The sequence below is a fragment of the Geobacter sulfurreducens PCA genome, from assembly GCF_000007985.2.
Classification (GTDB): Bacteria; Desulfobacterota; Desulfuromonadia; order Geobacterales; family Geobacteraceae; genus Geobacter; species Geobacter sulfurreducens.
On sequence record NC_002939.5, the window covers coordinates 232,588 to 245,815 of the forward strand.

A 13,228-nucleotide genomic window follows, 5' to 3' on the forward strand; every position below is an offset into this window, starting at 1 on the left:
GAATCGCCATTGACGGGAGTCAAGGAAGGCGATTGCGGTTCTTTGCCGCGACAGCGGCTCCGTGCCGGCGCCGCCGCCAGATGCCGCGCAGGGCAAAGAACCCCCCGACGGCAGTCAGGGCCCAGATGGTTGCGGTGACGATCAGTTCACTTGTGGTCATGGCATTCCTCCTGCGGTGATGGTGCTGCCATGTCTGGTACGATAGCATCGCCGGCCCGCGATGGCCTTGATGCAGGTCAAGGGTGGGCGGTCTTCCGTGGGGGTTGCCTCGCCGGCGGTGCCGGGTGTATGCTGTGCGACGGTCTGTCGATGCACCGCCCCCGACTCCTGAGGGGCCGGTATGTTACTGGAGGTTATTCCCTTGACCCTGCCGTTGCTGCTGACCCTGCTCCCCATCGTAGTCATCCTCGTCATGCTTCTGGTGTTCCGCAAGGCCGCCGATGTGAGCGGCATCATCGGCTGGCTCGCCATCTCGGTGGTGGCCTGGCTCGGATTCCAGACCGCGCCGGAAGTCATTCTCCGCTCTACCGCCGCCGGCTTTATCCGCTCCTTTTCCGTGTCACTCATCGTGGCCACGTCGCTTCTGCAGATGGCGCTCATGGAGAAGACCGGCGCGCTCCGGCGGATCACCATCTTCATCAGGACCATTGCCAGCGACAACCGGGCCGTGCAGATCATGATGATCAACATCGGCTTCGGGACCCTCATGGTGGCGGTGGGGGCCACGCCGGTCTCGATCCTGCCGCCGATCCTGCTGGCCATGGGCTACTCCACCTACGTGGCCATCGCCCTGCCGGCAATCGGCTACGACTCGCTCTGCACCTATGCGCTCCTGGGCGCGCCCATCGTGGTCTTCGTGGATATCGCCAACAGTTTTCTCGGCAAGGGGAACGAGATCGCCCTTCACCAGGCCGGCATGGTCTTTTACATGTTCCTTCCGGTGGTTTCCACCATGATCGGGTTCTGCATGCTCTGGATCGTGGGGAAGTGGCAGGCGATCCGGGACGGGTGGCTCCCCTGCCTCCTCACCGGCGCGGTCATCGGCGTGGTGGCCCGCTTCACCAATCAGTACGACAACCTGGTGGTGCTGACGGGCGTCCTCTGCGGCATCGCCGTCATTGCCGCCATGGCGGCCTACCTGGTTGTCACCGGCGGCAAAGTGATCGACCGCTCCCTCCTCTCCGCCGAGGAGCGGGAATTCGCCGCAGCCATGCCCCTCTGGCGGGCTTTCATGCCGTGGACCCTCCTCGTTATCCTTATTCTCGTCCTGAACGTTCCCCAGGACCTTTTCTCTTGGCTCTACCGGACCATGAAACTGCCCATCGCGGGCCTTACGGCCGACGGCAAGCCCCTGGACACGCGGGCCCTGTGGCAGGCCTACACCTGGATCCTGGTCAGCACCATCCTGGCCGTGCCGTTCCTGAAGCCCACGGGGGAGCAGCTCCGGGAAACAGTCCGGACCTGGGTCCGGCGGGCACCCCGGCCGGTGTTCGCGGCAGCCGTTTTCTTTGCCATCGGCGAGATAATGAACATGGCGGGCTACGATATGGCGGCGGGCCGGTTCGTTGTGCCGAGCATGGTCACGGTGCTGGCCGATTCCTCGGCGCTGGCCTTCCAGGGGATGTACGGGGAGGTGGTGGCGTTCATCGGGCTTTTCGGCGGGTTCATCACCGGCAGCGAGGCATCGACCATCGCCATGTTCGCCAAGTACACCATGACCACGGCCAAGAACCTGGACATGCCGCTGTCGGGGCTGATCATCGTCACGGCGGGGCTCGCCTTCGGCGGTGGGCTTGCCAGCGTCATCTCGCCCGCCAAGCTCCAGAACGCTGCTGCAGCCATCGACAGGATCGGCGAGGAGGGGAAGGTGATCCGCATCGCCTTTGTCTTCGCACTCCTGCTGACCCTGGTCACCTCCCTGTTCGTGGTGGTTCTGCTCACGGTCAACGGCATGGGGAGAGTTTCGTGAGCCCGGAGGGGCGGGGATGAGGGCGGTCGAGCTCTTCTGCGGCATCGGCGGTTTCGCCGCCGCGGTGGAGGGGACGGGCGTCCGCGTGGTGGCGGCTATGGACCAGGACGAGGCGGCCCTTGCCACTTACCGGCTCAACTTCCCCGGCCACGGCGCGCGGAAGGTGGATCTGGAGCGGGTGAGCGCCTGGGAGCTGACCGCAGGAGGGGTAGACCTCTGGTGGCTGTCGCCTCCGTGCCAGCCTTACTGCGAACGGGGCGTCCGCCGGGATCTGGCTGATCCCCGGGCCCGGAGCCTCGTGCATATCCTCAATCTGGCCGCCAGGATGTCCGATGAGGCTCTGCCGCGCCATCTGGCCCTGGAGAACGTGGCCGGCTTTGTCGGCTCCGAAGCCCACGGCCGGCTCACGGAGGTGCTGTCGTCGCGGGGGTACCGGCTGCAGGAGCGGCTGCTCTGCCCCACGGAGCTGGGCATTCCCTCCCGTCGCCCCCGCTACTATCTGGCCGCCTCCCGGGAGTCCCTGGCACCGGCGGAGGTTCTCTCGCCACTGCCCCGGCAGCCTTTGGCCGAGTACCTTGATCTCCTGCCGGCAAACGGCCAGCCGGCCGAGCTCCTGCTCTCCCCCGCCATCGTGGAACGGTTCGGCGCGGGCTTCCGCATTCTCGACCCTGCCGATCCCGATGCCTACACCACCTGCTTCACTTCGGGCTACGGCAGGTCCCTCACGGCATCGGGGGCCTACCTGCGCTGCAGCGACGGTGTCAGGCGTTTTTCCCCCGAGGAGATCGCCCGCCTGCTGCACTTTCCACCGTCGTTCCGCTTTCCGGAAGAGGTGCCGCTGCGCAAGCGCTGGCAACTGGTGGGGAACAGTCTGTCCGTGGCCGCGGTGCGGGAGGTGCTTCGGGCGTTGCCGTTACCGGCTGAGGAGGGGTGATCGGGGAGGGAAATGAAAAAAGGCGGCTCAAGGCCGCCTTTTTTGTGGAGGAGAAGGGAGGAGCTAGAGGATTTCCACCAGTTGGAACTCGTAGGTGAGGTCCTCTCCCGCCAGGGGATGGTTGGCGTCGAAGGTGACGCTTTCGTCGGTCACTTCAACCACGGTTACGCCGAAGTCCTCGTCGTTCTCGTTGGAGATGACCAGTTCCTGACCCACTTCGGGGATCAGGTCGGGGGGGAGATCGGAACGCTCGACGGTGAAGACCTTTTCCTCGTCGTACTCGCCGAAGCCTTCCGCCGCCGGGATGACCACGGTCTTCTTCTCACCCGGGGCCATGCCGATCAGCGCCTCCTCAATCTTCTCGAAAAACTCGCCCCCCCCGATGGTCAGGGTCATGGGGCCGCTCTCCTCGCAACCGCAGCCGCAGCTGCCGTCGCCGCAGTCATCGGATTCGCAGTCGTCCGTGTCGCATCCAGCCCCTTCGAGGGTGCTGTCGAAAACCGTTCCGTCTTCCAGGGTGCCGGTGAAATCGATCGTTACCCGGTCACCTTTTTGTGCTTGTGCCATTGTTGTTCCCTTTTTGTTTAATGATGTTTCTGCCTCTCTAGAGTACAGGTGCGAGGGGTAAACAGTCCACCAAAAAATCGTGCCGGCCGGCGGTTAACCCGGTGCCTTGACGGTGAAAATCGTGTAAGATGAGCGGCCACGCCATTCCCGGACCAAAGGAGTTCCGCCATGACCGATACCCTGATACCCCGCACCCCCTCAGCCTACGACTATCCCCTGCTCATCAAGAGCCTGCTCCGCAATCCCGTGGTCGACAACCCCGACCAGGAAATCGTCTACCGGGGCGTGATCCGCCACACCTACCGCGATCTGCGCGAGCGGGTCCGGCGCCTGGCCAATGTTCTCACGGGCCTGGGGGTCAAGGCGGGCGATACCGTGGCGGTCATGGATTGGGACAGCCACCGCTACCTGGAGCTTTTCTTCGCGGTGCCCATGATCGGCGCAGTGCTCCATACCATCAACGTCCGCCTCTCCCCGGAGCAGATCCTCTATACCATCGACCATGCCGAGGACGATCTGCTGCTGGTGAACAGCGAATTCCTCCCCATTCTGGAGCAGATCCGGGGCAGGATCGACACGGTGCGGGGGTATGTGCTCCTCACCGACGAGGAAAAGATGCCCGAGAGCCACATCCCCTTTGTGGGTGAGTACGAGGCGCTCCTGGCCGCGGCCTCAGGCGAGTACGATTTTCCCGATTTCGATGAGAACACCCGGGCAACCACCTTCTACACCACCGGGACCACCGGCCTCCCCAAGGGGGTCTACTTCAGCCACCGCCAACTGGTGCTCCACACCATGGGAGTTATGGCGTCCCTGGGGACGGTCTTCGCCCATGGCCGCCTCCACCAGGGGGATGTCTACATGCCGATCACCCCCATGTTCCATGTCCACGCCTGGGGCGTGCCCTATCTGGCCACCATGCTCGGCATCAAACAGGTCTATCCGGGGCGCTACTCGCCCGATCTGCTCCTGGACCTCATCGAAAAGGAACGGGTCACCTTTACCCACTGTGTCCCCACCATCCTTCATATGCTCCTCAAGCATCCCCATGCCAAGCGGGTCGACCTGGCGGGATTGAAGATGATCATCGGCGGGGCCGCCATGTCCCGGGCCCTCTGCTGCGAGGCGCTGGAGCGCGGTATCGACGTTTTCACCGGCTACGGCATGTCCGAGACCTGCCCCATTCTGACCTTCTCACGTCTCACGCCTGAAATGCTGGCGGGAAGCCCGGCCGAGCAGGCCGAGGTCCGCTGCCTCACGGGGCTGTCGCTGCCGTTCGTGGACCTGCGGGTGGTGGATCCGGAAACCGGGGCAGAGCAGCCTCGGGACGGCCGGAGCGCCGGCGAGATCGTGGTGCGCGCCCCCTGGCTGACCCAGGGGTACCTGAAGGACCACCGTACCTCGGAAAAGCTCTGGGAGGGAGGCTTTCTCCATACCGGTGACGTGGCGGTGCGGGACGAACGGGGATACGTACGGATTACCGACCGGACCAAAGACGTGATCAAGGTGGCGGGAGAATGGGTCTCTTCACTGGAGTTGGAGGATATCCTGGCTCATCATCCCGCCGTGGCCGAAGTGGCGGTCATCGGCCAGCCCGACGAGAAATGGGGGGAGCGCCCCCTGGCCCTGGTGGTGCTGAAGCCCGAGGAGGCCGGCCGGGTGGGGGAAAAGGACCTGGCGCATTTTGTCCGGGAATACGCCGACAAGGGGATGGTCAGCAAGCAGGTGGTCCTGCTGAAAGTGCGGCTCGTGGATGCCATCGACAAGACGAGCGTGGGCAAGATCAGCAAAGTGACCCTGCGGGAGAAGTACCTGGCATAGGACGGCTACTCGGTGAAGGCCAGCTTCCGCTCAAGGTCCATGGAGCGGGTGATCTGCTTGGCCTGGTCGAAGGTAATGACGTCCTTCTCGCACAGTTCCAGCAGGTGCTGGTCAAGGGTCTGCATCTGGTAGAGGGAGCGGCCGTTTTCGATGTGCTTCTCGATCTCGTCCAGGCGTCCCTCGCGAATGCAGGCCTGGATGGTGGTTGTGGCTCGCATCACCTCCACCACCGGCAGGATGTTCTCCCCGGATTTGTCCTTGATGAGCCGTAACGACACGGTGGCCACCAGGATGTCGGCCAGGCGCTGGCGCAGGACCTCCTGGGCATCGGGGGGGAAGTGGCCGATGAGCCGGTTGATAGTGGATACGGCGCTCTGGGTGTGGAGGGTGGAAAAGACCAGGTGGCCCGTCTCCGCCGCCTTGATGCAGGCGTCGATGGTTTCCAGGTCGCGCATCTCGCCCACCATGATCACGTCGGGGTCCATCCGCAGGGACGAGCGGAGCGCCGCGCTGAAGTCGACCGTGTCGATTCCCACCTCCCGCTGGATGATGCAGCTCTTGTCCGAGGTGAAGAGGAACTCGATGGGGTCCTCGATGGTGATGATGTTGAAGGTGCAGGTCTCGTTCAGGTGGCGAATCATGGAGGCAAGGGTGGTCGACTTACCGTTGCCCGTGGGGCCGGTGACCAGCACGAGGCCGTTGGGGGCTTTGGCGATCTCTCCCAGGACCGGCGGCAGGTTGAGTTCCTCGAAGGTCCCCACGTGGGGAGGAATCACCCTCATGACGATGCCGATGCTCCCGCGCTGACGGAAGATGCTCACCCGGAAGCGCCCGCCATTGGGGAGCGAGTAGGAGGCGTCCAGCTCCCGCAGCTCGTCGGGGAGGGTCCGGTGGTTCTGCTCCATAACGGCCCGGGCGATGAATTCGGTGTCCTGGGGGGAGAGCTTCGGCAACTTTGAGCGGAGCAACTGCCCCTTGGCACGGAAGAAGGGGGGATTGTCCACCTCGAAGTGGAGGTCGGAAACCCGCTTTTCAAAGGCAATGCCCAGAATCTGGGACAGAAGGTTCATATCCATGGCGGTACCTCACTGCTATCTAAAAAATGCGGCCGGAAAGACCGTTCAGCGGTCACAGGCCGTCCCCTCGGGAGCCTTCCGCTCCCGTTTCCTGCGATAGAGCGCCGTTTCCAGAACCAACCCCGCCTCGCCCGTCACGAGCTCAAGCAGCTCGGTGCGCACGGGCGCTGCCCCCTTGTGGCCGAAATCCCCGTAGATGAGAGCGATGACCTTGCCGCCGCAGACCAGCGGGAGCAGGATGACCGTGGGGTGGAGCGGAGCGCCGATGATGGGAAAAAGATGCCCCTTCAGTATCTCATCGTCAGTTTCGCCATAAAATGCAGCTCTTTTTTCAATCGCGTCCCGGAGCACCGACGGGCGGTCCAGGGGGATCCTCGTCCCGAAAGAGGGTGAGACGCAGGCGCCACGGGGGCTCCGAATGCCGATACTCCGCTCGGCGATAAGTTCCTCTTCGCGCACGATGAGAGTGAGTGCCCGCTCGAAGGTGCCTGCCACCGTACTCAGGAGGGTCAGGGCGATTTCCGGAGGCTCGCGAAGTGCCCGCAACTCCATTAACGTTTTGCCGAGTTGGGCCATGGCCGCTTCGCCGCCGTCTGAGCCCCGCCGCCTCAGATAGAGGGGCAGGGCGTCCAGAAGCCGGAGGGTGTCCTCCAGGAAGGTGTCGCCGCTCACCTCGCGCACGGGGCGGGGGAAGACGGCCACGGCTCCGTCTTTCAGGGCCTGGAGGGCAAAGGCCGGCTCAAGGGGCGAAGCGAGCTGGATGAGGGCGAGGGAGGGGTGGTGCTCCCTGACTCGTCGCAGGAGCCGCGCCGCATCTTCTGCGGGCAGGGTAAAGCCGGGCGATGCCGGCGAGTCAAGGATCAGGGTCGTCTGCCCGCCACGGGAGGCGAACTGTTGCGCCAGAGGGGCCAGGTCCTGCTCGTCGTTGGTGGTGAAAACGGAAATCCCCGCCTGACGGCAGACGGTGGTTACGCAGTAGGAAAAAAGGTCGTCCGGGCTGAAGAGGATGGCGGAAAGAGTGGGCGCACCGGCGGCTGGTGCGGTGTTCCCGAGCCGGCCCAGAAAGGCGAAGAGCTCCTCCTGTTCTTTGTCGGAAAGGTCTGCGCCCAGCTCTTGAATCTTACGCTGAAGGGAGGGGCTGCGATCCTCCAGCCCCAGAAAGACCTGGGGAATTTTCCGTTCGATCTGATCCAGGTCCCCGAGTCCCAGATCGTCGGCCGAGATGTTGAAATCGGCGGCTTCATCGCCGGAGAGGTCCGGGATAGGGGCCTCGATCGCAAACTCCTCCTCCACCAGCAGACCATCGCGCTTTTTCTCGTCGTAGATGCGGAGGGCGTCCATGAGGACATTTTCCGTGTGGAGCGTGATTTCCTCATGGAGCTTTTCCGGGAAATAGCGGTACTCGTCGGAGACGCTGACCCGGTTCACGTCCAGATCAAAGGTGCCCCGCCTCCAGGTGAGAATTTCCACCACCGTCAGCTCGATGAGGGCCTCAAGCCCCCGGTAGGCGTCCTCCTTGCGGACGCTGCCCCGTTCGAGAAGTGTTGCCACCAGGGGTTTCCGTCCCGCTCCCGCCTCCTCCTGCTCCTGCAGGGCCTGCTCCAGGACCTCCTTGCTGATGACGCCGGCCTCTACGAGGATGTTGCCGATCCGGACGCTGTTGTCGAAGTGATTGGCGCTGATGATGTAGCCGTCGTTGAAGACGAGCTGGGACTCTCCCTTGCGTCCCCGCACGGTGAGGGTGCCTGACTTGCGGGTGGCGTGCAGCAGTTGGATGACGTCGACGATCGACAGGTGTTCCAGGTCACCGGTGAAAGACATGAGGCGGTTCTCCTTGCAGGGGGCGTCAGGATGCGCCCGGTCCAGCCCTGGACCGTCAGGGGGGCGACTTTCCCCGCTGGACCCAGGTTCAATTAAACTCGATAACGAGCGCCCCTTCAAGTACACCTATCGGAAAGAAACGGAATTGCTTGAGGAAACCTTTCCGCAGTCCGTCCGCTGAAGCTGAAAAGCGCATGCGTTCGGCGCCGAATCCGGGTATACTGCGAGGCCAACCCCAACGACAAAGGAGACCCTATGGAGATACTTCTGAACGACGTGGAGGTGCGGGTTCTCGGCTGCCTGATCGAAAAGGAGCTGGCGACCCCCGAGTACTATCCCCTCACCCTCAACAGCCTCACCACGGCCTGCAACCAGAAGTCGAACCGGGATCCGGTCATGGCCCTGGAGGAGTCCGAGGTGGTGCGGGCTCTGGACGGCCTGAAGATGAAGCATGTGGCGATCCAGGCGGCCGATTCGGGGCGGGTTCCCCGCTATCGCCATATCCTGTCGGAGCGGCTGCGGTTCTCCCCGGCCGAACTGGCGATCCTGGCAGAGTTGCTCCTGCGGGGGCCCCAGACCCTGGGGGAGCTGCGTACCCGCGCGGAGCGGATGCATCCCTTTGCCGATCTGGCTGCCGTGGAGCAGGTGCTGGGCGAACTGGCGGAGCGCACCCCGCCTCTCGTGATGCGGCTTCCCCGTCAGCCCGGCCGCAAGGAATCCCGTTTCGCCCATCTGCTGGCCGGAGAGCCGGACCTGTCGGCCGAGGAGCGGACGGCCCCGCCGGAGGGGGCACGGCTTCAGGTCATGGCGGAGAATGAGCGGATTGCCGCGCTGGAGTTGGAGGTGGCGACGCTCAGGGCGGAAGTGGGCGAGTTGCGACAGGTGATGGAAGAGTTCAGGTCCCAGTTCGAGTGAGAGGGGAGAGCGTCATGACGGACAAGCGTTTCCTGACCCCGGCCGAGGCACTGAACGCAACGGTTGAGAACGGCCGGCGTGTTCTGACCCAGTCCCTCGCCCGCACGGTGCTCCTGAGCCTGCTGGCCGGGTTCTACATCGCCTTCGGCGCCCAGCTGGCAACGGTGGTGACCCAAGACGCAGCGCTCCATGTGGGGCAGGGGGTCGCCCGGCTCCTGGGGGGCAGTGTCTTTTCGGTGGGTCTCATGCTGGTGGTGATTTGCGGGGCGGAGCTCTTCACCGGCAACAGCCTTCTGACCGTGGCGCTTCTGCACGGCGAGATCACCTGGGTGAAGATGCTTGAGAACTGGGGAGTGGTGCTCCTGGGGAACCTGGCGGGCTCCCTCTTCTTCGCCTGGCTCATGGTGGAGTCCAGGCTCTGGGAGAACGGGGCCGTGGGCGACCAGGCGGTGAGGATCGCTGCGGCCAAGTGCGCCATCCCCTTCGGCGCCGCCCTCATCCGGGGTATCCTCTGCAACTGGCTCGTCTGCCTGGCGGTCCTCATGGCCACGGCGGCCCGGGACGTGGGGGGCAAGATGCTCGCCTGCTACGTCCCCATCATGACCTTCGTGACCAGCGGCTTCGAACACTCGGTGGCCAACATGTACTTCATCCCCACGGGACTCCTGGTGGCCGGCGCCCGGGGCACGACGGAGCCGGACCTTTCCTGGGGCGCATTCATGGGGAACGTGGTGCCGGTCACCATCGGCAATGTCATCGGCGGGGTGATCTTCGTGGCTATTGCCTACTGGTTCATCCACCTGAAAAAAGAGGGGAAACAGGCCTAACCGTTACCGCTTTTTCACCCGGAATCCGGCCCGTTCCAGCCCTCCCAGGTCAAGTCCGCCGCCGGTTTTCCGCGGCTCTTCCTTTCGCGCCGGCTTTTCCGTGCTCCGCGGGGCACCGCCGGGCGCTGCCTCCCGAATGGAGAGGGAGATGCGCTTGCGCTGCACGTCCACGGACAAGACCTTCACCTGCACCACCTGCCCCACCCTCACCGCCTCGGCCGGGTCCTTCACGAACTTGACCGAGAGGTGGCTCACATGGACCAGGCCGTCCTGGTGGACCCCCACGTCCACGAAGGCCCCGAACGCGGTCACGTTGGTCACCACCCCCTGGAGCACCATTCCCTCCTTCAGATCGCCGATCTCGGTCACGTCGTCCCGGAAGGCGGCGGTGCGGAATTCCTCCCGCGGGTCCCGGCCCGGTTTTTTCAACTCTTCCATGATGTCACGCAGGGTGGGAAGCCCCACCGCGTCGGTCACGTAGCGCTTCAGGTCGATCCGCGCCGGCAGGGCCGGGTCGGCGGCCAGCTGGCTGAGGGACACGCCCAGATCCGTTGCCATGGCCTCCACCACCGGATAGCGCTCCGGGTGGACGGCGGTGGCGTCCAGGGGGTGTTCGCCGCCCCTGATGCGGAGAAAGCCGGCTGCCTGCTCGAAGGCCTTGTCGCCGAACCGGGGGACCTTCATGAGTGCCCGGCGGGCGGGGAAGGGACCGTGCTCGTCCCGATGGCGGACAATGGCACGGGCCAAGGACGGCCCCACGCCGGAGACGTAGGAGAGGAGCGCCCAGGAGGCGGTGTTCAGGTCGACTCCCACGTAGTTGACGCACGACTCCACCACCGCGTCCAGGGACTTCTTCAGGGCGCGCTGGTCCACGTCGTGCTGGTACTGGCCCACGCCGATGCTCTTGGGGTCGATCTTCACCAGTTCGGCCAGGGGATCCTGGAGGCGCCGGGCGATGGAGATGGCCCCCCGCACGGTCAGGTCCAGGTCCGGGAACTCCTCCCGGGCGATCTCCGAGGCGGAGTAGACGCTGGCCCCGGCCTCGCTCACCATGACCACAGGAATCCTCTTGCCTCCTTCGGCCAGGGTTTCCTTGGCGAACTGCTCCATCTCCCGTCCCGCGGTGCCGTTCCCCACAGCCACCATCTCGATGCCGTGGCACTCCACCAGCCGGAGGAATTCGCGCTTCGCGGCCGCCACCTTCCCTTCGCCGCCGGCGTGGGGGTAGATGGTCACATGCTCCAGGAACCGGCCAGTGCCGTCTACCGCAGCCAGCTTGGAGCCGGTCCGCAGCCCCGGGTCCACACCGAGGACCCGCTTGCCGCCGGCCGGCGGCGCCAGGAGGAGGTTGCGGAGGTTCTGGGCAAAGACGGTGATGGCTGCCTCGTCGGCCCGCTGCTTGGCTTCCAGCCGCAGCTCAACTTCGATGGAGGGGGCGATGAGGCGTTTGTAGGCGTCCTCTGCCGCCCCTTCCAGAAGTTGGCGGAAGATGCTGGCGCGCCCCGCGATCCGGGCCCGGAGGCCGGCGAGGATCTCCTCCGTCGGCGCCTCAATGGTCAGGACGAGCACCTCTTCCTTCTCGCCCCGGCGCATGGCGAGCATCCGGTGGGAGGGTACCGATTTCAGGGGCTCCCGGTGGTCGTAGTACATCTCGAACTTGGTGACCGCCCCTTTCCGGTCGGCCGCCACCCGTGAACAGAAGATCCCCTGGTCGGCCGTGAGGCGGCGGACAAAGGCCCGGGCATCGGCGTCGTCCGCCAGCCGCTCGGCCAGGATGTGGCCGGCTCCCTCCAGGGCGGCGGCCGCGTCGGGCACCTCGCCGGCGGGGTCCACGAAGGGGAGGGTAGCCTCTTCGGGCGTGCCCGCGGTCAGCTCCTGGGCCGCCATGAGGTCGGCCAGGGGCTCCAGCCCCCGCTCCCGGGCGATGGTCGCCTTGGTGCGCCGCTTGGGCTTGTAGGGGAGGTAGAGGTCCTCAACCTCGGTCTTCTGGCGCGATGTCCGGATGCGGTCCGCCAGCTCGGGGGTGAGCTTCCCCTGTTCCTCGATGGATTTGAGGACCGTGAGCTTGCGCTCCTCCAACTCGGTGAAATAGGCGAGGCGCTCTTCGATCCCGCGGATGCCGACCTCGTCCAGTTCGCCGGTCCGCTCCTTCCGGTAGCGGGCGATGAAGGGGACCGTGCCCCCTTCGCGCAGAAGTTCCACCGTGTTCGCCACCTGGAAGGGGGCGAGGCCGGTTTCTTCGGTCAGGTAGCGGAGAATATCCTGCAGGGTCTGGTCGCTCAGTGCCATGGAAAGTCCTCTGTTCCGGGGGAGTTGGGAAAGGCGGGCATCCTACCACAGGGGGCGGCGTTTGAAAAGCGGGGAAGGCTTCAGTGCCGGTCCATGCGGCAGGTGCCGCCGTCGCAGCGGGATGCGCGTTTGGGAAGGTACCTGCGGATGCGGGCGAATCCCCGGTAGCCGAGCCGGGCCAGGAGGTTGAACCCCGGCAGCATCACGAGGGTGCCGAGGAGCCCGTAGAAGGTTGAGGCGGGGAAGGCCTGCCAGATGGCCCAGAAGCCTTCCACTCCCCGGTAGGCGCGGCCATCCCGGTCGATGGCGTGCATCTGCGCCATGAACGCCTCCAGGGTGATGCCCCAGGGGGACGGGTCGAAGGCGGGATCGCTGATGTCCACGAAGACGAGCCGTCCCCCGTGGTTTTTGCGCCGGTAGACCGCCATTTCGGCCGCGCAGACGGAGCAGGCGCCGTCATAGAAGACGGTGAGGGGGAATGCCGGAGGGGTCGGCACGGTGCGCCGCCTCAGGGATAGACCCGCACCACCTGCTCGGCCACGCAGGCGGGCTTGTCCTTGCCCTCGATCTCCACGGTGATCTCGTAGGTGATCTGGACCGCCCCGGCCAGGGGCTCCACCGCCTTGAGCAGGGTGCGCGCCCGGAGCCGGGAGCCCACGATTACCGGCTGGGGAAAGCGGACCCGGTTCAGGCCGTAGTTGACCCGCAGCCGCATGCCGGGGTAGTTGCGCTGGAAGAAGTCCGGATGGTTCGCCTCCGTGAGGCAGGGGAGGAGGGAGAGGGTCAGAAAGCCGTGGGCCACGGTGGCGCCGTAGGGGGATTCGCGCCGGGCCCGCTCCGGGTCGGTGTGGATCCACTGGATGTCGCCGGTTACGTGAGCGAACCGGTCGATCCGCTCCTGGTCGACGGTGAGCCAGGGGCCCACGTGGGTTTCAGTGCCGAGTTTCGGGGCAAGGAATGCGATCAGGTCGTCCGCTGCCGACATAGAACCTCCGTGAAATCTGCCGTT

The 13,228-nt window shown here is 65.1% G+C and carries 12 protein-coding genes; 5 read left to right on the forward strand and 7 right to left on the reverse strand.

Translation table 11 applies throughout. The features are described from left to right. Positions 1–19: 19 nt before the first annotated feature. Positions 20–160: a hypothetical protein gene (locus tag GS_RS17380; RefSeq protein ID WP_010940900.1), complete on the reverse strand. Its 141-nt coding sequence runs from the start codon at positions 158–160 to the stop codon at positions 20–22. 180 nt (positions 161–340) lie between these two features. On the opposite strand from GS_RS17380, the gene GS_RS01135 reads away from it, so the two are divergent. Both GS_RS01135 and GS_RS01140 read left to right on the forward strand, forming a co-directional pair. Further along, the gene (locus GS_RS01135; protein ID WP_010940901.1) at positions 341–1,969 is read left to right on the forward strand and encodes an L-lactate permease; all 1,629 of its coding nucleotides are present in this window, start codon (positions 341–343) and stop codon (positions 1,967–1,969) included. Positions 1,970–1,985: 16 nt separating this feature from the next. Beyond that, entirely contained in the window at positions 1,986–2,903 is a 918-nt protein-coding gene (locus GS_RS01140; protein WP_010940902.1) for a DNA cytosine methyltransferase, read from the forward strand. 63 nt (positions 2,904–2,966) lie between these two features. On the opposite strand, the gene GS_RS01145 is transcribed toward GS_RS01140, so the two are convergent. Continuing rightward, positions 2,967–3,470 carry an FKBP-type peptidyl-prolyl cis-trans isomerase gene (locus GS_RS01145; RefSeq protein ID WP_010940903.1) on the reverse strand — a complete coding sequence of 168 codons (504 nt, stop codon included), beginning with the start codon at positions 3,468–3,470 and terminating at the stop codon, positions 2,967–2,969. A 168-nt stretch (positions 3,471–3,638) separates the two neighbouring features. Between GS_RS01145 and GS_RS01150 the strand changes: the two genes are divergently transcribed. After that, positions 3,639–5,291 carry a fatty acid--CoA ligase gene (locus tag GS_RS01150; RefSeq protein ID WP_010940904.1) on the forward strand — a complete coding sequence of 551 codons (1,653 nt, stop codon included), beginning with the start codon at positions 3,639–3,641 and terminating at the stop codon, positions 5,289–5,291. A 5-nt stretch (positions 5,292–5,296) separates the two neighbouring features. Here GS_RS01150 and GS_RS01155 read toward each other — a convergent pair whose 3' ends face one another. Together GS_RS01155 and GS_RS01160 are read right to left on the reverse strand one after the other, a co-directional pair. Then, the gene (locus GS_RS01155) at positions 5,297–6,367 is read right to left on the reverse strand and encodes a type IV pilus twitching motility protein PilT (protein WP_010940905.1); all 1,071 of its coding nucleotides are present in this window, start codon (positions 6,365–6,367) and stop codon (positions 5,297–5,299) included. 45 nt (positions 6,368–6,412) lie between these two features. Continuing rightward, entirely contained in the window at positions 6,413–8,188 is a 1,776-nt protein-coding gene (locus GS_RS01160; RefSeq protein ID WP_010940906.1) for a response regulator, read from the reverse strand. 255 nt (positions 8,189–8,443) lie between these two features. Between GS_RS01160 and GS_RS01165 the strand changes: the two genes are divergently transcribed. Together GS_RS01165 and GS_RS01170 are read left to right on the forward strand one after the other, a co-directional pair. After that, entirely contained in the window at positions 8,444–9,103 is a 660-nt protein-coding gene (locus GS_RS01165; protein WP_010940907.1) for a YceH family protein, read from the forward strand. 14 nt (positions 9,104–9,117) lie between these two features. Further along, complete coding sequence (locus GS_RS01170) at positions 9,118–9,930, forward strand: formate/nitrite transporter family protein (RefSeq protein WP_010940908.1); 813 nt, start codon at positions 9,118–9,120, stop codon at positions 9,928–9,930. A gap of 3 nt (positions 9,931–9,933) precedes the next feature. Here GS_RS01170 and GS_RS01175 read toward each other — a convergent pair whose 3' ends face one another. The 3 genes from GS_RS01175 to GS_RS01185 all read right to left on the reverse strand — a co-directional run bounded on the left by GS_RS01175 (position 9,934) and on the right by GS_RS01185 (position 13,204). Further along, positions 9,934–12,219, reverse strand: coding sequence for a Tex family protein (locus tag GS_RS01175; RefSeq protein ID WP_010940909.1), 2,286 nt, complete (start codon positions 12,217–12,219; stop codon positions 9,934–9,936). Positions 12,220–12,299: 80 nt separating this feature from the next. After that, a complete protein-coding gene (locus GS_RS01180) occupies positions 12,300–12,716 on the reverse strand; it encodes a thiol-disulfide oxidoreductase DCC family protein (protein WP_010940910.1) in 417 nt (138 codons plus the stop codon). A gap of 11 nt (positions 12,717–12,727) precedes the next feature. Then, entirely contained in the window at positions 12,728–13,204 is a 477-nt protein-coding gene (locus tag GS_RS01185; protein ID WP_010940911.1) for a MaoC family dehydratase, read from the reverse strand. Positions 13,205–13,228 lie beyond the last annotated feature (24 nt).

Coding starts and splice junctions, on each gene's coding strand:
- GS_RS17380 (WP_010940900.1), bottom strand. CDS start 160: ATGACCACAAGTGAACTGATCGTCACCGCAACCATCTGGGCCCTGACT.
- GS_RS01135 (WP_010940901.1), top strand. CDS start 341: ATGTTACTGGAGGTTATTCCCTTGACCCTGCCGTTGCTGCTGACCCTG.
- GS_RS01140 (WP_010940902.1), top strand. CDS start 1,986: ATGAGGGCGGTCGAGCTCTTCTGCGGCATCGGCGGTTTCGCCGCCGCG.
- GS_RS01145 (WP_010940903.1), bottom strand. CDS start 3,470: ATGGCACAAGCACAAAAAGGTGACCGGGTAACGATCGATTTCACCGGC.
- GS_RS01150 (WP_010940904.1), top strand. CDS start 3,639: ATGACCGATACCCTGATACCCCGCACCCCCTCAGCCTACGACTATCCC.
- GS_RS01155 (WP_010940905.1), bottom strand. CDS start 6,367: ATGGATATGAACCTTCTGTCCCAGATTCTGGGCATTGCCTTTGAAAAG.
- GS_RS01160 (WP_010940906.1), bottom strand. CDS start 8,188: ATGTCTTTCACCGGTGACCTGGAACACCTGTCGATCGTCGACGTCATC.
- GS_RS01165 (WP_010940907.1), top strand. CDS start 8,444: ATGGAGATACTTCTGAACGACGTGGAGGTGCGGGTTCTCGGCTGCCTG.
- GS_RS01170 (WP_010940908.1), top strand. CDS start 9,118: ATGACGGACAAGCGTTTCCTGACCCCGGCCGAGGCACTGAACGCAACG.
- GS_RS01175 (WP_010940909.1), bottom strand. CDS start 12,219: ATGGCACTGAGCGACCAGACCCTGCAGGATATTCTCCGCTACCTGACC.
- GS_RS01185 (WP_010940911.1), bottom strand. CDS start 13,204: ATGTCGGCAGCGGACGACCTGATCGCATTCCTTGCCCCGAAACTCGGC.